The sequence below is a fragment of the Novosphingobium sp. genome (assembly GCF_036820275.1).
GTDB lineage: Bacteria > Pseudomonadota > Alphaproteobacteria > Sphingomonadales > Sphingomonadaceae > Novosphingobium.
Map to the genome: position 1 here is coordinate 21,431 of NZ_DAISLT010000022.1, position 23,530 is coordinate 44,960.

The 23,530-nt window shown below is 66.1% G+C and carries 17 protein-coding genes; 14 read left to right on the forward strand and 3 right to left on the reverse strand.

Annotated features, from left to right (window positions below; genetic code table 11):
- Nucleotides 1-14 precede the first annotated feature (14 nt).
- Together V7066_RS17005 and V7066_RS17010 are read left to right on the forward strand one after the other, a co-directional pair.
- Entirely contained in the window at nucleotides 15-491 is a 477-nt protein-coding gene (locus V7066_RS17005; protein ID WP_334184174.1) for a MarR family winged helix-turn-helix transcriptional regulator, read from the forward strand.
- Nucleotides 492-880: 389 nt separating this feature from the next.
- Nucleotides 881-1,915 (forward strand): class 1 fructose-bisphosphatase, encoded by a 1,035-nt coding sequence (locus V7066_RS17010; RefSeq protein WP_334184175.1) that lies wholly within the window; start codon nucleotides 881-883, stop codon nucleotides 1,913-1,915.
- A gap of 58 nt (nucleotides 1,916-1,973) precedes the next feature.
- Here the strand turns inward: V7066_RS17010 and V7066_RS17015 are convergent, their stop codons facing one another.
- Nucleotides 1,974-3,167, reverse strand: a complete 1,194-nt coding sequence (locus V7066_RS17015; RefSeq protein WP_334184176.1) for a mechanosensitive ion channel family protein — start codon at nucleotides 3,165-3,167, stop codon at nucleotides 1,974-1,976.
- Between the two features lie 278 nt (nucleotides 3,168-3,445).
- Here V7066_RS17015 and V7066_RS17020 point away from each other — a divergent pair, with 278 nt between their 5' ends.
- From V7066_RS17020 to V7066_RS17045, 6 genes are all read left to right on the forward strand, one after another.
- The gene (locus V7066_RS17020) at nucleotides 3,446-4,588 is read left to right on the forward strand and encodes a glycosidase (RefSeq protein WP_334184177.1); all 1,143 of its coding nucleotides are present in this window, start codon (nucleotides 3,446-3,448) and stop codon (nucleotides 4,586-4,588) included.
- 99 nt (nucleotides 4,589-4,687) lie between these two features.
- The gene (locus V7066_RS17025; RefSeq protein ID WP_334184178.1) at nucleotides 4,688-5,896 is read left to right on the forward strand and encodes a sugar phosphate nucleotidyltransferase; all 1,209 of its coding nucleotides are present in this window, start codon (nucleotides 4,688-4,690) and stop codon (nucleotides 5,894-5,896) included.
- Nucleotides 5,897-6,062: 166 nt separating this feature from the next.
- A complete protein-coding gene (locus V7066_RS17030) occupies nucleotides 6,063-7,166 on the forward strand; it encodes a fumarylacetoacetate hydrolase family protein (RefSeq protein ID WP_334184179.1) in 1,104 nt (367 codons plus the stop codon).
- Nucleotides 7,167-7,179: 13 nt separating this feature from the next.
- Nucleotides 7,180-7,932: an SDR family NAD(P)-dependent oxidoreductase gene (locus V7066_RS17035; protein WP_334184180.1), complete on the forward strand. Its 753-nt coding sequence runs from the start codon at nucleotides 7,180-7,182 to the stop codon at nucleotides 7,930-7,932.
- Between the two features lies 1 nt (nucleotide 7,933).
- On the forward strand, nucleotides 7,934-8,794 hold the full coding sequence (locus V7066_RS17040) for an SMP-30/gluconolactonase/LRE family protein (RefSeq protein WP_334184181.1): 861 nt from the start codon (nucleotides 7,934-7,936) through the stop codon (nucleotides 8,792-8,794).
- Nucleotides 8,795-8,828: 34 nt separating this feature from the next.
- On the forward strand, nucleotides 8,829-10,292 hold the full coding sequence (locus V7066_RS17045) for a sugar porter family MFS transporter (protein ID WP_334184224.1): 1,464 nt from the start codon (nucleotides 8,829-8,831) through the stop codon (nucleotides 10,290-10,292).
- A 210-nt stretch (nucleotides 10,293-10,502) separates the two neighbouring features.
- On the opposite strand, the gene V7066_RS17050 is transcribed toward V7066_RS17045, so the two are convergent.
- Nucleotides 10,503-11,573 (reverse strand): LacI family DNA-binding transcriptional regulator, encoded by a 1,071-nt coding sequence (locus V7066_RS17050; protein ID WP_334184182.1) that lies wholly within the window; start codon nucleotides 11,571-11,573, stop codon nucleotides 10,503-10,505.
- A 123-nt stretch (nucleotides 11,574-11,696) separates the two neighbouring features.
- Nucleotides 11,697-13,793 (reverse strand): alpha-glucuronidase family glycosyl hydrolase, encoded by a 2,097-nt coding sequence (locus V7066_RS17055; protein ID WP_442947339.1) that lies wholly within the window; start codon nucleotides 13,791-13,793, stop codon nucleotides 11,697-11,699.
- A 245-nt stretch (nucleotides 13,794-14,038) separates the two neighbouring features.
- Here V7066_RS17055 and V7066_RS17060 point away from each other — a divergent pair, with 245 nt between their 5' ends.
- From V7066_RS17060 to V7066_RS17085, 6 genes are read left to right on the forward strand one after another with little or no spacing between them, the layout of a single operon-like run.
- Entirely contained in the window at nucleotides 14,039-16,420 is a 2,382-nt protein-coding gene (locus tag V7066_RS17060; RefSeq protein ID WP_442947340.1) for a glycoside hydrolase family 3 N-terminal domain-containing protein, read from the forward strand.
- An 11-nt stretch (nucleotides 16,421-16,431) separates the two neighbouring features.
- A complete protein-coding gene (gene manD / locus V7066_RS17065; RefSeq protein WP_334184184.1) occupies nucleotides 16,432-17,643 on the forward strand; it encodes a D-mannonate dehydratase ManD in 1,212 nt (403 codons plus the stop codon).
- A 23-nt stretch (nucleotides 17,644-17,666) separates the two neighbouring features.
- Nucleotides 17,667-18,959, forward strand: a complete 1,293-nt coding sequence (locus V7066_RS17070) for an MFS transporter (RefSeq protein ID WP_334184226.1) — start codon at nucleotides 17,667-17,669, stop codon at nucleotides 18,957-18,959.
- Nucleotides 18,956-20,368, forward strand: a complete 1,413-nt coding sequence (gene uxaC / locus V7066_RS17075) for a glucuronate isomerase (RefSeq protein WP_334184185.1) — start codon at nucleotides 18,956-18,958, stop codon at nucleotides 20,366-20,368. Before V7066_RS17070 ends, uxaC begins: the two co-directional genes overlap by 4 nt.
- The gene (locus V7066_RS17080) at nucleotides 20,365-21,825 is read left to right on the forward strand and encodes a mannitol dehydrogenase family protein (protein WP_334184186.1); all 1,461 of its coding nucleotides are present in this window, start codon (nucleotides 20,365-20,367) and stop codon (nucleotides 21,823-21,825) included. Before uxaC ends, V7066_RS17080 begins: the two co-directional genes overlap by 4 nt.
- Entirely contained in the window at nucleotides 21,822-23,501 is a 1,680-nt protein-coding gene (locus V7066_RS17085; protein WP_334184187.1) for a GH35 family beta-galactosidase, read from the forward strand. Before V7066_RS17080 ends, V7066_RS17085 begins: the two co-directional genes overlap by 4 nt.
- Nucleotides 23,502-23,530: the final 29 nt, after the last annotated feature.

Below are 23,530 nucleotides of genomic sequence, written 5' to 3' on the forward strand. Positions count from 1 at the left end.
CAATATTTCTTGTCATGAGCATTCAGCAGGACGTCCTCGAGCAGATGCGCGATCTGCACTTCAGAATGCACCGTCTCTTCAACGACCGGATGCGGGCGCAGGGCGCGTCTCTTGCCCAGCTCAAGCTGCTGTTGTTGATAGAGCGTTGCGGAGAAATGCGCTCGACCGACATTGCCGATGCGCTCGGTCAGGCGCCGCGCACCGTGACCGAGGCGGTGGATGGGCTGGAGCGGGACGGGCTGGTCATGCGCCATCCGGACCCGAACGATCGGCGGGCCAAACGGATCAATCTGACGGAGGCGGGGCGCGGGGTCATCCGGGAGGTGGAGCCTCACCGGGATGTGTTCGCCGCAGAGTTCTTTGCATGTTTGCCGGAACAGGACCTGGAGAAGTTCCTATCGATTCTCACGACATTGAACGGGCGCATCGTTGAAATGGGCGCGCCCAGCAGCCTGGGGGCCTTCAGGCCCGACGAAGGATCAGGTCAATAGCAGGATCGTGACGAGCGCGACGCTGCCCGAACAGCAGACCGCGGCGCACAAGGCCCGAAACTCGCAGACGCAAAATACGGATTCCAACCGTTCCATGGCGCTCTCCTGTTCATCCGCTCTCTGGCGGTTGCGCGCAGGATATCACCATCCGTTGCGGGGTGGAAGAGAACATCGTTCTTGCGGCGGATTCAGCTCCGATAATTACCCTTTGATCGATCGAGCGATGGATCGGGCAAAAACTCCGCCTTTCTAATCCTTCATTCCAGCGTTTGCCGATGGCCGCGCCGCGCGGCTTGGTCTAAGGATGCCGAACCGGAGGCCGCTGGGCCGCCGCGTCTCACACTTTCAGGCCGTCATCGCCTCCAATACCGTCAGGCAGGGAACCGACCATGAAGCCGACTACGCTCACCCGTTTTCTGATAGAACAGCAACGGGAGCCCAATTCCGCCTGTCCCGCCGAACTGCGTCTCCTGATCGAGACCGTGGCCCGCGCCTGCAAGGTGATCGCACAGGCGATCTCCAAGGGTGCGCTGGGCGACGTGCTCGGCAGCCTGGGCTCCGAAAACGTCCAGGGCGAAGTGCAGAAGAAGCTGGATGTCATCGCCAACGACTTGCTGGTCGATGCCAACGAGTGGGGCGGCCACCTTGCTGCCCTGGCCTCGGAAGAGATGGAAACCATCCACCGCATTCCCGGTCGCTACCCTAAGGGCGAATACCTGCTGCTCTACGATCCCATCGACGGATCCAGCAACATCGACGTCGATCTCTCGGTCGGCACGATTTTCTCGGTGTTCAAGGCGCCTGAAGGCGCGTCGGGCCGTGAAGTGACGGAAGAAGACTTCCTTCAGTACGGCCGCGAGCAGGTGGCCGCCGGCTATGCGATCTACGGCCCGCAGACCCTGCTGGTCCTGACGATCGGCACCGGCGTCTACGAATTCACGCTCGACCGCGAAGTCGGCGCGTGGCGCATGACCGACGGGCCGCTCAAGGTCACGTCCGGCACGACCGAAGTCGCGATCAACATGGCGCGCCGTAGCCAGTGGTCGCCGGGCATCTCGCGCTATGTCGATGAGCGCGTGGGCTGCGTCGACGGCCCGCTTGCCGGGCAGTACAACATGCGTTGGACCGGCTCGATGGTTGCGGACGTGCACCGTATCCTGAAGCGCGGCGGCGTGTTCCTCTACCCGTCGGACTATGCCAATCCGGGCAAGGCGCGTCTGCGCCTGCTCTATGAAGCCAATCCGATGGCTCTCCTGATCGAGCAGGCCGGCGGTGCCGCCACCGACGGGCGCGAGCGGATCCTCGATGTCGAGGCGATCGGTCTGCACCAGCGCGTCGGCGTGGTGCTGGGCGATCCGGCGGAAGTGGCGGCCGTGCGCGAGCTTTCGCTGGCGCTGGACCGTCAGGACGTTCCTGTTACCTGAACTCTCTTGAAGGTTCGAGCGAAGCCCCGGTCGCCTTGGCGGCCGGGGCTTCGTGCGTTCAGGTCCGTTCGACGGGCAGGGTGCTGGCGCCGTCGAGGTAGGGCATGATGAGCTTGCCGTCCGGTGCCGCGGTGAAGGTGGTCTGGGTAGGATAGGGGATCGAGATGCCCTCCGCCGCGAAGCGCTTCATGATCGCCACCAGCAGCCGGTCGCGCAGCGGGTGGGCGACCGACCAGTCCGCGCCCGGGACATCCACCAGCAGGGTGAAGTCCAGCGAACTGGCGCCGAAAGTCTCGAAACCGGCGCGCGCCGCCTTGGCACCTTCGGCCTCGACCAGTTCCTTCAGGATGGCGGGAACCCGCGCCAGCGTTTCCGGCGGCGTCTCGTAGGCGACGCCGATGGTGAAGGGCATGCGGATATGGTCCCGCTTGGTGACGTTGAGCAGTTCCTTGTCGAGCAGGGCCTTGTTGGAGATCACCCGCAGTTCGCCGGTATAGGCGCGGATGCGGGTGGATTTGAGGCCGATCGCCTCGATCGTGCCGCTGCTGGTGCCGTAGCTGATCTGGTCGCCCTTGCTGAACGGACGGTCGAAGATGATCGCCAGCGCCGCGAAGAGATCCGCGAAGATGCCCTGCGCGGCCAGGCCGATGGCGATGCCGCCGACGCCGAGACCGGCGACGAGACCCGTCACGTTGACACCCAGGTTGTCTAGCAGGACCACGGTGGCGACTGCGAAGACCACCACGCTCACCAGCAGCCGGATGAGGCCCATGGCATTGATGATCGTCTCGCCCTGGAAATGCTCGCTGGCGGTCTTGTGCTCGATGGCGCCGAGGATCAGTTCGCGTGCCCAGATCGCGCATTGCAGCACGGCGGCGATGGTGAACAGGAACGTCACCAGATTGTCGAGCATCGGCGGCGTCTGGGCGTAGTTGTCGACCACCTTGATGGCGACCATGATGATGAAATAGTTGGTGGTCTTGGCCGCCACCCGGCCCACCACGGTCAGCCAGGCGCCGCGTGCATGTCCCGGGCGACAGAGACGGGTGCCGAGCCTGCGCAAGGCATAGAGTGCCGTGACGATGCCGAAGGCGATGGCACCGGCGATGATGATCTGCAGCCAGTAAGCCTGGAACCAGCCGACCGTCGAATGGGTAAGGTCCTGAAGCTGCGCCTGCACGTCGGGCGCAGGAGGTCGGGTCTGGGCTTGGACCGGCGGTGTCGAGGAGGGGGTGGGAGTGCTTGCAGCCATGGGTACTCTTCGTTCTGGTGTGCTGTCGGCAGGGTGCCCTTGGAGAGCATGGTCCCGCCGGTCGGGCGATCCGCCAAAGCGATTTGCGCGAATGCCGCGCGGGCGTCCTTGCAAGCCGGATCAATGGTTATGCCGGTGAAATTGTTCCCGGCGGTTCACGCTTCCGGATTAGGAGCAGGCTTGTGAAAGCGTCAACCGGCGGCTGTGCCCAGCAGGGTGAGGGCACTCCACGCGTTCCGGTGCGTTAGCCCTGCGCAAGTCCGGGAGAGTTCGCGAAGATGCCAGACCCGTTTCCAGAGGACCGCCTCGTCTTCGTACCCGACGATGTGGACCTCTCGCGCTCCCCGCTGGCCGGGCATCTCGACGCGGAGACATATGTGCTGGGTGCGTTCAATCCGGGCTTCACGCGGCTGCCCTCCGGCAATCTGCTGATGATGGTCCGCGTAGCCGAGGCGCTGCGCGAGCCGATCCGGGACGGTCATGTCCACGCCATCCGCTGGGAGGGCGAGGAGGGAACCGAGGGGCGCTATGTGCTGGACGCCTGGCCGCTCGAACATGCCGACACGGCCGATCCGCGCAAGTTCATGCTGCGCGGAGGCGGCTGGAAGGTCATGGCGCTGACCTCGCTGTCCTGGCTGCTCCCGGTCGAACTCGATGCCGAGGGATTGGAAGTGATCGCCGTCCATTACGACCGGGCCGTGGCGCCGCGCAGCAGCCTGCAATGCTACGGCGTGGAGGATGCGCGGATCAGCAAGGTGGACGGAAGCTGGCTGATGACGACCTGTTCCGTCAGCCCGGAGCGTCATTCGACGACGCTCTACAGCTCGGAAAACGGGCTGGACTGGCGTTTCGAGGATATCGTGCTCGATCACCAGAACAAGGACATGCTCATCTTCGAGGGTCTGATCGACGGACACTACTGGGCGCAGACGCGGCCGCTGGGCGATCTCTATTTCGCCTATCCGCCGGGCAGCGAATGGCGGGCTGGGCCGTCGATCAACCTCGCCCATTCTCCCGACTGCAGGTTCTGGAAGCCCTGCCGCAAGCCCGGCATCCGGCCGCATTCGGGCACTGTCGCCACCGCGCGCATGGGCGGAGGCGCCCCGCCGATCCTCACCGAGGAAGGCTGGCTGACGCTCTGGCACGGGGTGGAGCCCAAGGAAATCGTCGGCATCTATCGCACGTACTGGTCGATCCTCGACAGCGCCGATCCCTCACGCGTCCTGCGCACCGGAAGTAGTCCGCTGATCGAGGCCGATCCGCGGCTCACCCGGCCGCTGGAAGCGCAGATGTACCTGCATGATGTTGTTTTCACGACGGGAATCGTCGAGGCAGGCGATCATTACATTGTAGCGTCCGGAGAGGCGGACCTCGCTTGCCGGATTACCCATGTTTCCAAATCGCGGTTCCGGAGCGCCTGAGCCAAAGTCCGAATGCGACGAACCGTGCCCGGCGCGGCGGAACCGGGCCCTCCTTTCGCGGATTAGGCACCGGAGCATTACTGTGATGAAGAGGGGCGAATGCCTGGGGCCAATCCCGAAGACCGTAACGGAAAAGTCCTGGCGATCATCCTGGCGGGAGGTCGGGGCAGCCGCCTTCACGACCTGACCGACCGCGAAGCGAAACCGGCGCTGCCGATCGGTCCCCATGCGCGGCTGATCGACTTCACCCTGGCCAATGTCGTCAATTCCGGCATCGGTCAGGCCATGGTGCTGACCCAGTATCAGCCCGATACGCTCCATCGCCACCTGCTGGACAGTTGGCAGGCCGAAACCGCGCAGCCTGCCATCTCGATCCTCGATGGCGCCGAGTACGGCCCTTACGAAGGCACGGCTGCCGCGGTTTCCTGCGTCGTCGACGAGATCGACCTGATCGCGCCGCGCCATGTCGTGATCCTGGCCGGCGACCATCTTTACCAGATGGACTACCGCCCCTTCGTGGAGCGCCACATCGCCACCGGTGCCGAAGTGACGGTGGGCGTCGTCCATGTCCCGCAAGAGCAGGCAGCGGGGCTGGGCGTGCTCGAAGCCGATGCCGCGCATCGCGTTACGTCCTTCGTCGAGAAACCCTTCGTGGCGCCGCCGGCGCCGGACAGGCCGGGCTTCACGCTCGCATCCATGGGCATCTACGTCTTCGGATGGCCGCTCCTGCGCGATCTGCTGAAGGAGATCGAGGGCACCGTGGCCGATCTCGACTTCGGCAAGCACATCGTTCCCGCGCTCGTCTCCTGCGGAACGGCCTTCGCCTATACCTTGCCCGGGCGACAGGGCCGCGAGCCCTTGTGGCGGGATCTCGGCACGCTCGATGCCTATCACGGCGTGCAGCGCCAGTTGCTCGACGGCTCGCTGCCGCTCGATCCCGCGTGGTCGATCGACTATCCGGTTCATCATGGCCTTGGAGACCGCCGCGCGATCGGGTTCGGATCGCGCTTGCGCAATGTCGTGTTGCTGCCGGGCGCCACGATCGGGCGGGCGGTGACGATCTCCGATGCGATCGTGCTGGCCGATGCCGTCGTGCCTGACGGCTTCGACCTCGATGCCGAACTGACCGAGCACGGCAGGTGGTGTGTCGTTTCGGAAGGCGGCATCCGGGTGATTTCCGCAAGGGCGCTCCAGCGTCTGGCATCACGGCGGCGGCGCGAAGCCGAACCCTCATCGATCGGCGGCTTCCGCGAGCCGGACCGGCGCCCTCGCAGGGCTGGAGCGGTTTCGCCTCCCTCTTTCCTCTGAACCCTGCTTACTGGCGGCCTACGGCCCGCGTGTTCCGGCGGCGTCCCGGCACGGCAGGATCGCGCCTGCTCGATCGGTCTTGACAAAGCCCTCCGATCTGCCGATTGGTAGCGCTATCACTTAAAGAAACATGGGAGGGGGAATCCGTGGCGAATCCCGATACTGCATGTCGTTGATGCCTGCCGACTGGACTTCCGGTACTTTTCTGGGGCGCGCCGATTTCGGCGAAGGGCCCAGCCCGATTCTCGTCGTTCGCGGCGAAGTGATCGACATGTCCGCCGTGGCGCCGACTGTCTCGGCGCTGGTCGAGGCGGGCGACTTCTCCGGCACCGGCGGCAAGAACCTCGGCGCTTTCGATCCCGAGGCCGTGAACCTGCTCAGCCCGGTCGATCTGCAGTGCGTGAAGGCCTGCGGCGTCACGTTCGCCACGTCCGCCATCGAGCGCGTGATCGAAGAGCGCGCCCGTGGTGACTGGAGCGCCGCCGCTGCCATTCGCGAGCGTCTGGAATCGCGCATCGGCGGCCAGATCCGCTCGGTCGTGCCCGGTTCGGAAGGTGCTGCCGCGCTCAAGGCCGCGCTGATCGAGGACGGCCTCTGGTCGCAGTACCTTGAAGTCGCGATCGGTCCCGACGCGGAAGTCTTCACCAAGTCGCCGGTGCTCTCCACCGTCGGCGTCGGTGCCGAGATCGGCGTGCGCTCGGATTCGAGCTGGAACAACCCCGAACCCGAAATCGCCCTGCTGGTCGGCAGCGACGGCAAGGCGGTCGGTGCCACGCTCGGCAACGACGTCAACTTGCGCGATTTCGAGGGGCGCTCGGCCCTGCTGCTGGGCAAGGCCAAGGACAACAACGCCTCCTGCTCGCTCGGCCCGCTCGTCCGCATCTTCGACGGGAGCTTCACCATCGACGACGTGCGCGTCGCCGAAGTGCGCCTCTCGATCACCGGCGAGGACCAGTTCGCGCTGCGCGGCACCAGCAATATGGCCGAGATCAGCCGCGATCCGCTGGACCTCGTGCGCCAGACGCTGAGCGAACATCAGTACCCCGACGGTTTCGTGCTGTTCCTCGGCACGCTCTTCGCGCCCGTGCAGGACCGCGACGAGGAAGGCCGCGGCTTCACCCACAAGGTGGGCGACGTCGTCACCATCGAGAGCGACAAGCTGGGTCAGCTCCGGAACCGCGTCGTCACCTCGCGCGATGCCGCGCCCTGGCGCAACGGCATTGCCGCGCTCTATGCCAACCTGCTCTCGCGCGGCCTGCTCAAGGCTTGATGAAGGCCCATCCATGACCAAACATTCCGCCATCTACCCCAGCCTCAAGGGCAAGCGCGTGGTGATCACGGGCGGCGGCACCGGCATCGGTGCGGGCCTTGTCGAGGCTTTTGCCGCGCAGGGTGCCCAGATCGCTTTCGTGGACATCAACGCCGCCGCGGGCGAGGCGCTTTCCGCCTCGCTGCCGGGCACGCATTTCCGCGCCTGCGACCTTCGCGATCTTGACGCCACCGCCGCGACTATGGCCGAGCTTTCGGGCCTGCTGGGCGGCGTCGACGTGCTGCTCAACAATGCCGCCAACGACGATCGCCACACGATCGACGACGTGACGCCCGCTTACTGGGACGATCGCATGGCCACCAACCTGAGGCACCAGTTCTTCGTCGCCCAGGCGGTGCTTCCCGGCATGAAGGCGCAAGGTTCCGGCGTGATCCTGAACTTCGGTTCGATCAGCTGGCACCTCGGCTTGCCGGACCTCGTGCTCTACCAGACCGCCAAGGCGGCCATCGAGGGCATGACCCGCGCGATGGCGCGCGATCTTGGCGCGGACAATATCCGCGTCAACACGATCGTGCCGGGCAATGTCGATACCCCGCGTCAGAAGCAGTGGTACACGCCCGAGGGCGAGGCGGAGATCATGGCTGCACAGTGCCTGAAGGCGCGCATCCAGCCTGCCGACGTCGCCGCGCTCTGCCTGTTCCTGGCCTCGGACGACGGCGCCATGTGCACGGGGCACGACTACTTCGTCGATGCCGGGTGGCGCTGAGATGAAACCGGAATCCGTCCTCTCCATCGGCGCCACGCTGGGCGAGGGGCCGGTCTGGACCGGCGACCGCCTGTGGTTCGTCGACATCAAGGAGCACCGGCTCTACCGGCACGATCCGGCGACGGGCATGCTCGACATGTGGCATGCGCCCGACCAGATCGGCTGGGCACTGCCGACCGAGCGCGGCGACATGATCGCCGGGATCAAGACCGGGCTGCATCGCTTCAGCCCGGAAACCGGCACGTTCGAGCTGCTTCACGATCCGGAGCCGAGCCGTCCCGAAAACCGGCTCAACGATGCCGCTACCGATCCTGCGGGGCGCATCTGGCTGGGTTCGATGCACGACGACGAGACCGAGGCTTCGGGCGCGCTTTACCGGCTCGACAACGGGCACTGCGCCCATGCCGGTCTGCCCGAGGTGGTCATCACAAACGGCCCGGCGATCAGCGCGGACGGACGGACGCTCTGGCACACCGATACGCTGGGCAAGACGATCTGGCGCGTCGCCGTCGCTGAGGACGGCACGCTCGGCAGGCCCGAGCTGTTCGTCACGATCGAGGACGGCGCGGGCTGGCCCGACGGCTGCGTGATCGATGCCGAGGGCTGCCTCTGGACCGGCCTGTTCGGTGGCTGGGGCGTGCGCCGCTACGACCCGGCGGGCAAGTTGATGGAGACCGTGAAATTCCCGGTCGCCAACATCACCAAGATCGCCTTCGGCGGCCCGGATCTGCGCACGGCCTATGCCACCACGGCGCGAAAAGGCCTGTCGGCGGCGGAACTGGAACAGCAGCCGCTCGCGGGCAATGTTTTTGCTTTCGATCCGGGCGTTTCCGGCTTGCGGGTGAGCCCGGCCAACAGCTAAGTCCGGGCGACTGATTTCGGGCGCTAAAAATAATATCGCGCATCTCGATGAAGGGGAAAGAGGAATGACTGCGGCGCAGACTGGGCCAGCTTTTGGTTCGGAAAGCCGGATCAACATGGCGTTCATCATCGCCATCGTGGCCGTCGCCACGATCGGCGGTTTCATGTTCGGCTACGATTCCGGCGTTATCAACGGCACCCAGAAGGGGCTTGAAGCCGCCTTCGATCTCGGCAAGCTGGGCATCGGCTTCAATGTCGGCGCGATCCTCGTCGGCTCGTCGATCGGCGCTTTCGCCGCCGGTCGCATGGCCGACGTCATCGGCCGCCGCGGCGTGATGATGCTCGCCGCCGTATTGTTCTTCGTCAGCGCCCTTGTAGCCGGTGCCGCCGGTTCCTCGGCCATCTTCATCATCGCGCGCATCATCGGCGGCCTCGGCGTGGGCGCGGCCAGCGTGATCTCGCCGGTCTATATCTCGGAAGTGACGCCCGCCGCCATTCGCGGTCGCCTGTCGAGCGTGCAGCAGGTGATGATCATCAGCGGTCTCACCGGCGCCTTCGTCGCCAACTTCGTGCTCGCGCGCTACGCCGGCGGCTCCACCGCGCCGCTTTGGCTCGACCTTCCGGCCTGGCGCTGGATGTTCTGGCTCCAGTCGATTCCGGCCGCGATCTACTTCCTGGCGCTGCTGATCATCCCTGAAAGCCCGCGCTACCTTGTCGTCAAGGGCCAGGAACCGCGAGCCCACGCCGTCCTGACCAAGCTGTTCGGCACGGCCGAGGCCGACCGCAAGGTCGCCGAAATCCGCGCCAGCCTCGCCGCAGACCATCACAAGCCCAAGCTCTCGGACCTGATCGAGAAGACCACCGGCCGGGTGCGCCCGATCGTCTGGGCCGGCATCGGCCTCGCCGTGTTCCAGCAGCTCGTCGGTATCAACGTGGTGTTCTACTACGGCGCCACCCTGTGGGAGGCGGTCGGCTTCTCGGAAGACTACGCGCTCCAGACCAATATCCTCTCCGGCGTGCTCTCGATCGGCGCCTGCCTGGCGACGATCGCGCTGGTGGACCGCATCGGCCGCAAGCCGCTGCTGCTGATCGGTTCGGCCGGTATGGCGGTGACGCTGGCGACCGTGGCCTATGCCTTCTCGACTGCCGTCGCCGGCGCCGATGGCGCGGTCTCGCTGCCCGGCAACAACGGCGTGATCGCACTGGTCGCCGCCAATCTCTACGTGATCTTCTTCAACATGAGCTGGGGCCCGATCATGTGGGTCATGCTCGGCGAGATGTTCCCCAACCAGATCCGCGGCTCCGGCCTCGCGGTGGCGGGCTTCGCGCAGTGGATCGCCAACGCGGCGGTTTCGGTGAGCTTCCCGGCGCTGGCGGTCAGCCCCGGCCTCGCCGTGACCTACACTGGCTATGCGTTCTTCGCGGCGGTATCGTTCTTCTTCGTCCGCGCCATGGTCAACGAGACCAAGGGCCGCGAGCTGGAAGAGATGGAAGGCTGATAAACCCCGGGGCAGGGGCCGCGTGTCCTTGCCGCTTTCCATTCGTCATTGCGAGCGTAGCGAAGCAATCCAGGACGGATTACGCGGCTCTGGATTGCCGCGTCGGCTTCGCCTCCTCGCAATGACGAGGGTGGGGAATGGACTGCCAGAAACGAAAAACGCCCCTTGCGATCTGTCGCAAGGGGCGTTTTTCGTACCGTCAGGTCAAGATCAGGCTGTCGGGCCGGCGTCCGAATCCCGGCGGATCAGCTTGAACTCCGCCACGACATGCGGGTGTTCGCCTGCCGACTTTCCACTATTGCGCGAGCGGATTTCGCCGATCAGCAGGCGGACTGCCCGCCTTGCCATTTCGGTGGTGGGCTGGCGGATCGTCGTCAGCTCGGGCCAGACCGAAACGGCCAGCGCGGTATCGTCGTAGCCGCAGACCGTGAGCTGACGCGGCACGTCCAGCCCGCGCCGGTGCGCCACGGTGATCGCGGCGGCGGCCATGTCGTCGTTGGAGGCGAAGATCGCCGTCGGCGGCGTGTCGAGGTCGAGAAGCTGCGTCGCCGCTTCCAGCCCCGAGCGATAGGTGAAGTAGCCCTGCGCCACCAGCGCCGGATCGAACGGCAGGTGCAGCGCCGAAAGCGCTTCGCGGTAACCGTCGAGGCGCTCGGCGCTGGCCGTCTGGTTGGGATGGCCGGTGATGAAGCCGATCCGGCGGTGGCCCAGCGAGGCGAGGTGGTGGGTCATCGTGAAAGCCGCCTCGCGGTCGTCGATGCTCACCGAGAGCGCCCATTCCGGCGCACGGCCCGTGGCGACGGCCACCACCGGCACGTCGGCATGGCGGAGCGCTTCCAGCACGGCAGGGGAGTCGCTGAGCGGCGGCGGCAGGATCACGCCGTCGATGCGGGTGCGCAGCAGTTGCGCCACCGCCTTGGCTTCCCCTCCGCCTCCTTCACCCTCCTCGTTGCAGGGCTTCACCAGCAGCTGCGCATTGGCGGCGCTGGTTTCCTCCAGCGCGCCGACCAGGAATTCGCTGAGATAGGCAAAACTGGGGTTGGAGTGGAGCAGGCCGATCCTGATGTCCTCGCCGCCCGCCAGGATGCGCGCGGCATTGCTGGGGGCATAGTTCAGTTCCGCGATGGCGGCCTCGACCTTGCGGCGAGTCTCCTCGCGAACATTGGCGCCCTTGTTGATGACGCGGCTGACCGTCATCGGCGAGACCCCGGCTAGGCGCGCAACGTCGTCGATCTTGGCGCTGGCGCGCTGCTTGCGTGGAACTCTGGTCTGGCTGCTCATCTGGTTCCCCGGTGGAGTCCCGGCACGCGCGAAACGTGCCGGGGAATGTTCGCTAACACCACAAGTCGGGCTGATAGCGCAACCATCGAAACGCGATCAGTTTGTCCCGATCGATGGGGCCAATCAATGAGGATGCCCAGGCGCGAGGGGGAAGTCCTGCGCCTTGTACCAGGCCAGATCGTGTTCCGGTGCAGCCACGCCGGAGGGCAGCGGCAGTCCGTTGACGGACATCCAGTAGGCCAGGCTGGCATCGCGCCACCACTTGGCCTCGTTATGCTGGATCTGGAGGTACGAGGCCGTCTTCTGCCAGCGTTCGGCATCGACGAGACCTTTCACGCCCTGCCACTCCGCCTGCATCTGGGCGACGGTGGCAACGCCGCGGTCGTAATGCGCGACCATGTCCTGCCACAACGTACGGCCGGACTTCATCTTCCAGTCCCACGGCAGGTGATGGAACCACAGCAGTTCGCTTTCGGGCGCCGTGCGCGGGTCTGCCAGCATCTTTGCGACCGCCGGTTCGTACTGCGCGACGGCATTGCTGCCGGTCTTCGTGCGGTCGAAGCCGATGCCGTTTTTGTCGGCCTTGTGATAGTAGACCGGGTTCCATTCGGGCCGGGCGAGATCGCTGATCCACGGCCCCGGACCGTAGTGGTGGCCGGTGCCCATTAGGTGGGCGAGGCCGAACGGGCCGGTATAATCGACCACCGCCTCGCGCGAGGCCATCATCATCTTGACGGCGGTATCGACCACGCGCGGATCGTTGCCGAAGGTCTGCTGCGCCCATTCGCGGGCGATGGCATCGGCGGGGAGCGTCGGGTCCCAGGCGAGGCGGCCGAAGGCGTACCAGTTGGCCTGGTTTAACGTCGAGCCGGACCAGTCGCGGTCGCGCCCGACATTGGCGACACCGGCAATGCCGCTGAGCTTATGGCCATAGAGCGAACCGTCCACCACCTTGGCGACCGTCGATCCCTTGCCCTTGGCGCGGGTGTCGGCCTCCAGCACTTCCTCGAACAGCGGGCCGAGGTAGGCGAGGTGGGTGGCGAAGCCGAGGTATTCCTTGGTGATCTGGAGTTCCAGCATCATCGGCGTCTTCGGCATGGCGCCGAACAGCGGGTGGAACGGCTCGCGGGGCTGGAAGTCGATGGCGCCGTTCTTCACTTGCACCAGCACGTTGTCGGCGAACTTGCCGTCGAGCGGCTTGAACTCGGTATAGGCCTGCTTGGCGCGGTCGTCCGGGTCGGTCTCGGCATAGACGAAGGCGCGCCACATGACGATGCCGTTATGCGGCGCGACGGCGGCGGCGAGCATGTTGGCGCCTTCCGCATGGCTGCGGTGATAGTCGCGTGGGCCGGGCTGGCCTTCGCTGTTGGCCTTGACCAGGAAGCCGCCGAAATCGGGGATTTCGCGGTAGATCTCGTCGGTCTTGGTCTTCCACCAGGCCTGAACTTCGGGATCGAGCGGGTCGGCGCTCTTGAGGTGGCCGATCTCGATCGGCGCCGAGAATCGGGCGGAGAGGTAGACCTTGATGCCCCAGGGCCGGAACACGTCTGCCAGGGCCTTGGCCTTGGCGATATAGGGCGCGGTCAGGCTTTCGGGCTTGGCGTTGACGTTGTTGAGGACGATCCCGTTGATGCCGAGCGCGGCATTGGCGCGGGCATAGTCGGTATAGCGCGGGTCCTTGAAGTCCGGCAGGGTCCACCAGTCCCACAGCGACTGGCCCGCGTAACCGCGCTCCACCGAACCGTCGAGGTTGTCCCAATGGTTGAGCACGCGCAGGCCGATCTTCGGGGCGGATTGGAGATCGATCGCGGCAAGGTCGGCGCCGGTCTTCTGTGCGCGGATCAGGGCGAAAGCGCCGTAGAGCACGGCGCGATCGGTCTTGCCGGTGACGACCAGAGACTTGCGGCCATCGAGCGTGGCGGCGCGCACGAGATAGCCTTCCTCGCCCAGCGAGGCCGTGGGCAGGCGCAGGGCGGCAAGCGCCGGGTCGCCTACTTTCGCAAGGACGACCGGAAGCGGCGTGGCGGCAAGGTCGCGGCGCAGTTCGCCGGCGGCGCGCTCCAGCGTCTCCGACTGTCCGATCACGCGGATTTCCGTGGTGGTCGAGGCATTCGCAGGCGCCAGCCAGAGGTCGTAGCCGTCGTTTGCAAAGGCCGGAGCGCTCGCGAAGCCGAGGGCCGTCACGCATACGCCGATCGTCAGAAGCCGCTTCTTCATCATCCTCCCCTGTATCCCAGATCGTGGCCGGTGGCCGAAATGCAATTAGCGCGGCGATGCCATTGACAAGCTCGCTCGTTGTCGCGCATGATACCGCTAACACACAAAGTTCCGGGCAGGCAACAGCCTTTGCCGCCGGATTGGGAAATGGGCCGGATAGAGGGCCTGAGGATGCAGGGGAGCACGATGATTCTTCCGGTTTATCTGGCGCTTGCGGGACGTTTCTGTCCGCTTCCGGAGGTTTTGGCATGATCGCCGCTGCGGTGAAGCGCCGTGAACTTCTGCGCTGGGGCGCGGGCGCCTCGATGCTGGCCTTCCTCCCGGTCTCCGCGCGCGCCGCGACGCCGCTTTACAAGGACCCGAAGGTCCCGGTGGATCTGCGCGTCAAGGATCTGATGGCACGCATGACGCTGGACGAGAAGGTCGCCCAGCTCGTCACCCTTTCCACCCGCAAGCGCGAGATCATGAACGAATCGCGCGCTTTCGATCCGGTACTCGCCAGCAAGGCGCATCCCGACGGTATCGGCCAGATCGCGCGCCCTTCGGATCGCGGCGGTGCGGCCACGGCCAACAACACCGGCACCGAAGTGACGGGCCGCTGGCGCAAACCCGCCGATACCATCGCTTTCGTCAACGCCACCCAGAAGTGGGCGCGCGAGCAGACCCGCCTCGGCATTCCCGTGCTGTTCCATGAGGAATCGCTCCACGGCTACATGGCGCCCGAAGCGACCAGCTTCCCGCAGGCCATTGCCATGGCCGGCAGCTTCGACACCGATCTGGTGGAGCGCGTGCAGTCGGTGATCGGCCGCGAAGTGCGCGCGCACGGCTCCACCCTGGCGCTCTCGCCGGTGGTGGACATCGCCCGCGACCCGCGCTGGGGCCGTATCGAGGAAACCTTCGGCGAAGACCCCTATCTCTGCGGAGAAATGGGCGTCGCCGCCGTGCGCGGCCTGCAGGGACCGGGCAAGGAACTGGCCGAGGGCAAGGTCTTCGCCACGCTCAAGCACATGACCGGCCACGGCCAGCCCGAGGCAGGCAACAACGTGGCCCCGGCGCCGCTCGGCAAGCGCGAGCTTTACGATTCCTTCTTCCCGCCGTTCCGCGAAGTGGTGCGCCGCACCGGCATTGCCGCGGTCATGCCCTCGTACAACGAGATCGACGGCATCCCCAGCCATGCCAACCGCTGGCTGCTGAACGACGTGCTGCGCGGCGAATGGGGCTTCGACGGGGCCATCGTCAGCGACTATGCCGCAATCGGCGAACTCGCCTCGTTCCACCACCTTGCCAGCGATATCGAGGGTGCGGCGCGTCTTGCCCTTCACGCGGGGGTAGATTGCGACCTGCCCGACGGCGAGGCCTATCGCACGCTGGCCGATCAGGTCCGCAAGGGGCTGGTGCCGCTTGCCGCCGTCGATGCCGCCTGCCGCCATATGCTGACGCTGAAGTTCCGCGCGGGCATGTTCGAGGCCGGACCGGTCGATCCCAAGGCTTCCGCGAAGCTCACCGCCAATGCCGAAGCCCGCGCGCTGGCGCTGGAAGCGGCGCGCAAGTCGATCTGCCTGCTCAAGAATACGGGGGTTCTTCCGCTCGCGGCGGGCGCGCAGAAGCGCATCGCCGTGGTCGGCCCGAACGCCAATGTCACCCGCCTCGGCGGCTATTCGTCCGAGCCGCGTTCCAGCGTGAACCTCGTCGAAGGCATCAAGGCGCGCGTCGCGGGCAAGGCCGAAGTCGTCTTCGCGCAAGGCGTGTTCATCACCCGGAGCGAGGACCGCTCGGCCAACGAAGTCCTGCTGGCGGACCCTGCCAAGAACCGGGCGCTGATTGCCGAAGCCGCAGAAATCGCCAAGGGCTGCGACGTGGTGGTTCTGGCCATCGGCGATACCGAGCAGACCAGCCGCGAAGGCTACGCGAAGAACCACCTCGGCGACCGCACCGACCTCGACCTCGTGGGAGAGCAGAACGACCTGTTCCGCGCGCTCAAGGCAACCGGCAAGCCGGTGATCGTCGTTGCGCTCAACGGCCGTCCGCCGTCGTGGCCAACCGTGGCCGATCAGGCCGACGCGATCCTCGAATGCTGGTATCTCGGCCAGGAAGGCGGCACCGCGATGGCCGAGGCGCTGTTCGGAGACGTCAATCCGGGCGCCAAGCTGCCGGTCACCGTGGTCAAGGACGTGGGGCAGGTGCCCTTCTTCTACAACCACAAGCCCTCCGCCAAGCGCGGCTATCTCTTCACCGAGACGGCGCCGCTCTATCCCTTCGGTTTCGGCCTCAGCTACACCACCTTCACCGTGGGGGCGCCGAGCCTTTCGGCCGCGCGGATCGGTACGGCGGGCAATGTCACCGTCTCCGTCGATGTGACCAACACGGGCCAGCGCGAGGGCGATGAAGTGGTGCAGCTCTATGTCCATGATCAGGCGGCAAGTGTAACCCGCCCGGTCATGGAAATGCGCGGATTCCGCCGTGTCACGCTCAAGCCCGGCGAGACGCGCAAAGTCGAGTTCACGCTCGGCCCCGACGATTTCAGCCTCTGGAACGAGGACATGCGCGAAGTCGTCGAACCCGGCCTGTTCGATATCCTGGTCGGCGCCAGCAGCGTCGATCTCAAGACCACAACTCTCGAAATCGCCTGAGGATTCACCCAATGCCCAAGATTGTCGATGCCAAGGTCATCATCACCTGCCCGGGTCGCAACTTCGTCACGCTCAAGATCACCTGCGACGATGGCACCACCGGCGTCGGGGACGCGACCCTCAACGGCCGCGAGCTGTCGGTGGCCAGCTACCTGACCGACCATGTGATCCCCTGCCTGATCGGCCGCGACGCGCACCGTATTGAGGACGTCTGGCAGTACCTCTACAAGGGTGCCTACTGGCGCCGCGGCCCGGTGACGATGACCGCCATCGCCGCTGTCGACATGGCGCTGTGGGACATCAAGGGCAAGATCGCCGGGCTGCCGGTCTACCAGCTGCTCGGCGGCGCAAGCCGTGAAGGCGTGATGGTCTACGGCCACGCCAACGGCACGACCATCGAGGATACGATCAACGTCGCGCTCGATTACCAGGCGCAGGGCTACAAGGCGATCCGCCTCCAGTGCGGCGTGCCGGGCATGGCTTCGACTTACGGCGTCTCCAAGGACAAGTATTTCTACGAGCCCGCCGACGCCGACCTGCCGACCGAGAACGTCTGGAACACCGCGAAGTATCTGCGCGTCGTGCCCGAACTGTTCAAGGCCGCGCGCGAGGCGCTGGGCTGGGACGTGCACCTGCTGCACGACATCCACCACCGCCTGACCCCGATCGAGGCGGGCCGCCTCGGCAAGGATCTGGAGCCGTACCGCCCGTTCTGGCTGGAAGACGCGACCCCTGCCGAGAACCAGGAAGCGTTCAAGCTGATCCGCCAGCACACCACCGCGCCGCTGGCCGTGGGCGAGATCTTCAACTCGATCTGGGACTGCAAGGACCTGATCCAGAACCAGTTGATCGACTACATCCGCGCCACCGTGGTCCACGCGGGCGGCATCACCCATCTGCGCCGGATCGCTGCGCTGGCCGATCTCTACCAGATCCGCACCGGCTGCCACGGCGCCACCGATCTCTCGCCGGTCTGCATGGCCGCCGCGCTGCACTTCGACCTGTCGGTGCCGAACTTCGGCGTGCAGGAATACATGCGCCACACACCGGAAACCGACGCGGTCTTCCCCCATGCCTACACTTTCGAGAACGGCATGATGCATCCGGGCGACGCGCCGGGCCTGGGCGTGGACATCGACGAGGAACTGGCCGCCGGCTACGAATACAGCCGCGCCTTCCTGCCGGTAAACCGCCTCGAAGACGGCACGATGTACAACTGGTGATCACGGTGAACGGCGTGACGCCTATCAATGACGCGGCGGCGGAGCCGAAGAAGCCCTCGGGCCGTATCCGCTGGATCGTCTGCGCGCTGCTCTTCGCGGCGGTGGTGCTGAGCTATGTGGACAGGCTGGTCCTGCCCACGCTCAAGCCCGAGCTTCAGGCGCGCTACGGCTGGAGCGAGAGCGGCTATGCCGACCTCGCGATCTGGTTCCAGGCGGGCTATGGCATTGCCTATGTGTTCTTCGGCCGCCTGATCGACAAGATCGGCGCGCGGGCGGGCTATGCCCTGGCCGTGACGCTCTGGACGGTGGGCCACATGGCGCACGCGCTGTTCACCTCCACCAGCGGCATGCTTTTCGCGCGCATTCCGCTGGCCATCGGCGAGGCGGGGACGTTCCCCGCCGCCATCGCTGCCACCAACGAATGGTTCCCCAAGCGCGAGCGCGCTTTCGCCATCGGCATCTTCAACGCCGGTTCCAACGTCGGGGCGATCCTGACGCCGCTGGTCGTGCCGATCATCGCGCTGACGCTGGGCTGGCGCTGGGCCTTCATCCTCACCGGCCTGCTCACGGTCCTGTGGCTGGCGGCCTGGCTCGGCTTCTACCGCCGCCCGCGCGACAAGAAGAACCTGAGCGCCGAGGAGCTTGCCTGGATCGAGGCCGATCCTGTCGAAAAGCCGCGCCCGGTCAAGTGGCGCGCGCTGTTCGGCTATCGCCAGACTTGGGCCTATATGCTGGGCCGCTTCCTGATCGACCCGGTCTGGTGGACCTTCCTGTTCTGGCTGCCGGACTTCTTCAACAAGCAGTTCGGCGTGAAGATGCTGGACTTCGGGCCGCCGCTGATCGCCGTCTACCTGCTGGCCGATGTCGGCTCGGTGCTGGGCGGCTGGGCTTCCTCGCGCTTCATCGGCCGGGGCTGGAGCGTCAACCGCTCGCGCAAGACGGCGATGTTCCTCGCCGCGCTCTGCGCCGTGCCGATCGCCATGGCACCGCACGCGCCGGGCCTCTGGACGGCGGTTGCACTGGTCGGCCTCGCCTGCGCCGGACACCAGGGTTTCTCCGCCAACCTCTACGCGCTTCCCGGTGACACGATGCCGCGCTGGATGACCGGATCGGTCGTCGGGCTCGGCGGGCTGGCGGGCGCCGTGGGCGGCATGCTCATGGCCAAGTTCGCCGGTGCCATCCTCGAAACCGTGGGCAGCTACGAGCCGATCTTCGTGGTCGCCTCCTGCGCCTATCTCGTGGCGCTGGCCGTCATTCACCTCGTTCTTCCCCGTTACCAGATCGCCGATCCCGACGCTGAGAAAGCCACAGCATGACCCGTCCGCTCGTTCTCCATCCCGACCGCCTGTTTCCCGCCGATCCCGGCACCCGCGCGATTGCGCGTGCGCTCTACGAGGGCGTGAAGGACCTGCCGATCGTCAGCCCGCACGGCCACACCGATCCGGCCTGGTTCGCCTACGACGAGCCTTTCACCGACCCGGCTTCGCTGCTGATCGTGCCGGACCACTACGTGTTCCGCATGCTCTATTCGCAGGGCGTGGCGCTGGAATCGCTGGGCGTGCCGAGCGTCGACGGCAGCCCGGTAGAGCAGGACCCGCGCAAGATCTGGGCGATTTTCGCGCAGCACTACCACCTGTTCCGGGGCACGCCCTCGCGCATGTGGCTGGACTGGGTCTTCGCCGAAGTCTTCGGCCTCGACGTGCTGCTCGATGAGACGACTGCCGGCCACTACTACGAAGTGATCGACGCCGCGCTCAAGACCGAGGCATTCCGCCCCCGCGCCCTGTTCGAGCGCTTCGGCATCGAGGCGATCGCCACCACCGAAGGCCCGCTCGATCCGCTCGCCCATCACCGTGCGATCCGGGAAAGCGGTTGGAGCGGCCGCGTCGTCACCGCCTATCGCCCCGATCCGGTCGTCGATCCCGAAACGCCGGGCTTCGCCGGGAAAGTCGCGAAGTTCGGCGAGATGGCGGGCGAAGATGTTTCGACTTATGCGGGCTACCTCGCCGCGCACCGCTTCCACCGCGCCCGCTTCCGCGAGGCCGGGGCGACCTCGACCGACCACGGCCACCCCAGCTCCCTGACCGCCGATCTCTCGCCGGAGGATTGCGAGGCGCTCTATCAGCGCGTTCTGTCCGGCGCGAGCAAGGACGACGCTGAACTGTTCCGCGCCCAGATCCTGACCGAAATGGCGGGGATGAGCGTGGAGGACGGCATGGTGATGCAGCTTCACCCCGCGGTCCATCGCAGCCACAACCAGGCCGTGCTCGACCGCTTTGGGCGCGACAAGGGCGGCGACATTCCGATGGCGGGCGAGTTCGTGCAGGCGCTGAAGCCGCTGCTTGACCGCTACGGAAACGACCCGCGCCTGACCTTGATCCTCTTCACGCTCGACGAGGATGTCTACTCGCGCGAACTGGCGCCGCTGGCCGGGCACTATCCCTCGCTGCGCCTCGGTCCGCCGTGGTGGTTCCACGATTCCCCGGAGGGCATGCGCCGCTTCCGCGAACGCGCGACCGAGACCGGCGGCTTCTACAACACCGTCGGCTTCAACGACGATACCCGGGCGTTCCTCTCGATCCCGGCGCGGCACGATGTGGCTCGCCGCATGGACTGCGCCTGGCTGGCTCAGCTCGTCGCCGAACACCGCTTGCCCGAGGACGAGGCACACGAAGTGGCGCGGGCGCTTGCCTATGATCTCGTCAAGGCGGCGTACAACCTGTGAGGCTTTCGAACGACACTCTTGCCGGCGTTCCGGCCTCCGTCGCCCGGCCCGCCTATGACCGCGCGGCGGTCTCGGCGGGCGTCGTCCATCTCGGGATCGGCGCCTTCCACCGGGCGCATCAGGCCGCCGTGTTCGAGGCGGCGCTCGCATCCGGCGATCTGCGCTGGGGCGTGATCGGCGTCTCGCTGCGCTCCGCTTCGGTGCGGGACCAGATGAACCCGCAGGACGGGCTTTACACCCTGCTGGTGCGTGAAGGCGAAAAGCAGACGCCGCAGATCATGGGCGTGGTGCAGCGGGTGCTGGTCGCGCCCGAGGACCCGGAGGCGGTCGTTGCTGCGCTGGCTTCGCCCGATACGCATCTCGTCACCCTGACGATCACCGAAAAGGGCTATTGCCTCGATCGCAAGAGCGGGCGTCTCATGGCCGAGGACCCGGACGTGGCCGCCGATCTCGCCGGGCTGGAGCGCCCGCGCACGGCGGCGGGGTTCTTGGTTGCGGCGCTGGCGCGTCGGCGTGCCGAGGGCCTCTCGCCGCTCTCGATCCTCTCCTGCGACAACCTGCCGCACAACGGCGCCCTGCTGAAAGGCGCCGTGCTTGCCATGGCCGAGGCGCACGATCCGGCGCTCGCTACATGGATCGCGGAAAATTGCACGTTCCCCGCCACCATGATCGACCGCATCGTCCCTGCCACGACGGACGAGGACATCGACGGTCTCGCGGGCCTGATCGGTGTGGAAGATCGAGCCATGGTCAAGGCCGAACCCTTCCTGCAATGGGTGATCGAGGACAGCTTCGCGGGCGAGCGCCCGGACTTCGCAGGCCTCGGCGTTCAGCTTACCGGCGCCGTCGCTCCGTGGGAGGAAGCCAAGCTGCGCCTGCTCAACGGCGCGCATTCGGCGATCGCCTATCTCGGCGGCCTGGCGGGCGACCAGTTCGTGCACGAGTTTGTCGGCACCGCACAAGGGCTGCTGTTCGTCGAGCGGCTCTGGGACGAAGTCGTGCCCACGCTCGATCCGCCGACCGGGCTGGACATCGCCGCTTATCGCCGCGAACTGATGGCGCGCTTCGCCAACAGCGCACTCCAGCACCGCACCCGCCAGATCGCCATGGACGGTTCGCAGAAGCTCCCCCAGCGCTTGCTAGCGCCGCTCGACGCGGTGCATGGGCAGCGTGCCTCCTTCACCGCCGTCGCGCTCGCGGTTGCGGCCTGGGTGCGCTGGCAGGCAGGGACGACCGACGCCGGTGAGAGCTTCACCGTCGACGATCCCGCCGCCGCGGCGCTGGCCGATGCCCTTCGCGGTGCCGAAAGCCCGCGTGCGCGGGTGGTCGCTGCGCTGGGCGTCCTCGGCTACACCCCCGATACTTCCGTGCTCGACGCCGTCACCGCGCATCTGGGCCATCTCGAAACATCCGGCGCCCGCGCCGTGATCGCTGCCTTCCTGGGAGAGACCGCATGACCTTCCGCACTGCCATTCTGGCAGTCACCGCTCTCACGGGCAGCCTCGGCCTGGCGGCTCCCGCTCTGGCCGATGCGCCGCGTCTGGAGGCGAAGGGCGATACGCAGCAGCTCATCGTCAATGGCAAGCCCATGTTGATGATCGCAGGCGAACTCAGCAATTCCGCCTCCTCCAGCGCGACTTACATGGAGCCGCACTGGAAGCGGCTGAAGGAGATGAACCTCGATACCGTGCTGACGCCGGTGTCGTGGGAACTGATCGAACCTGTCGAAGGCACGTTCGACTGGTCCTCGGTGGATTCGCAGCTCAAGGCGGCGCGAGCCAACAATCTCAAGCTGGTGGTCCTGTGGTTCGGTGCGTGGAAGAACTCCATGTCCACTTACGTGCCCGCCTGGGTGAAGCGCGACCAGCAGCGCTTCCCGCGTGCGCAGCTTCCGAACGGACAGGGCGTGGAGATCCTCTCGACGTTCGGCACGGAGACGCTGAAGGCCGACGAACGGGCCTATGCCGCCCTCATGGCGCATCTGAAAGCGGTGGATTCGAAGGACAACACCGTCGTCCTAGTGCAGGTGGAGAACGAGATCGGCATGCTGCCGGTCGCGCGCGACTACAGCGCCGCCGCCACTGTCGCCTACCGGGAGCCGGTTCCGACTGAGCTGGTGAACTACCTCGTCGCCCACAAGGACACGCTCGTGCCGGGCATGCGCAGGATGTGGCTCGATCGCGGTGCGCGCACCAGCGGCTCCTGGGACGAACTGTTCGGCGGCGGCGACGCCTCGGCGGAAGTCTTCGCCGCCTGGCACTATGCCCGCTTCGCCGACCAGCTCGCGGCGGCGGGCAAGGCGGCTTACCCGATCCCGATGTATGTCAACGTCGCGCTCAACCGTCCGGGCCGCATTCCCGGCGAATACCCCAGCGGTGGCCCGCTGCCGCACTTGCTCGACGTCTGGAAGGCTGGCGGCCCACACCTCGATTTCCTGGCGCCGGACATCTATTTCCCGAACTTCGTGGATATCGTGAACGGCTACAAGCGGCCGGACAACGTGCTGTTCATTCCCGAAGCGCACAACTCGAATAATCCGACGGCACCGGCAAACGCCTTCTATGCCATCGGCCAGCTCGACGCGATCGGCTTCGGCCCGTTTTCGATCGACTCGGTGGACGAGGAGCCAGGTGCGCTGAAGGATGCCTACGGGGTGCTTCAGCAGCTCAAGCCCTATATTCTGGACGCGCAGGGCACCGATCGCATGGTCGGCTTCAAGCCGCGCCAGCTCTATGACGATACGCTCGTCTACGAGCCGGAAACCCGTGACGTGGGACCCTACCGCTTCACCATCGCTTATGCCGACATCCAGAGGCCGGTGGCGAACCCCGGCGCCGATGCGTCGCAGCCGGGCACGACCGCGGCGATCGCGGCGGCGGGCGGCATGATCATCCAGATCGCACCGGAGGAATATCTGATTGCGGGGCAGGGGATCACGGTTACCTTCAAGCCCAAGACCGATACCGCTGCTCTGGCTGGAATCGATTCGGCCTTCGAAGGCAAATTCGACCAGACCGGCAAGTGGGTGCCCGGCAGGCTGCTGAACGGAGACCAGACTCATCAGGGGCGCCATATCCGCCTGGAAGCTGGGAAATGGCAGATCCAGAGGGTAAAGCTCTACAGCTACAGATAAAAGATACCGCTAACATAAGTGTTGACGCG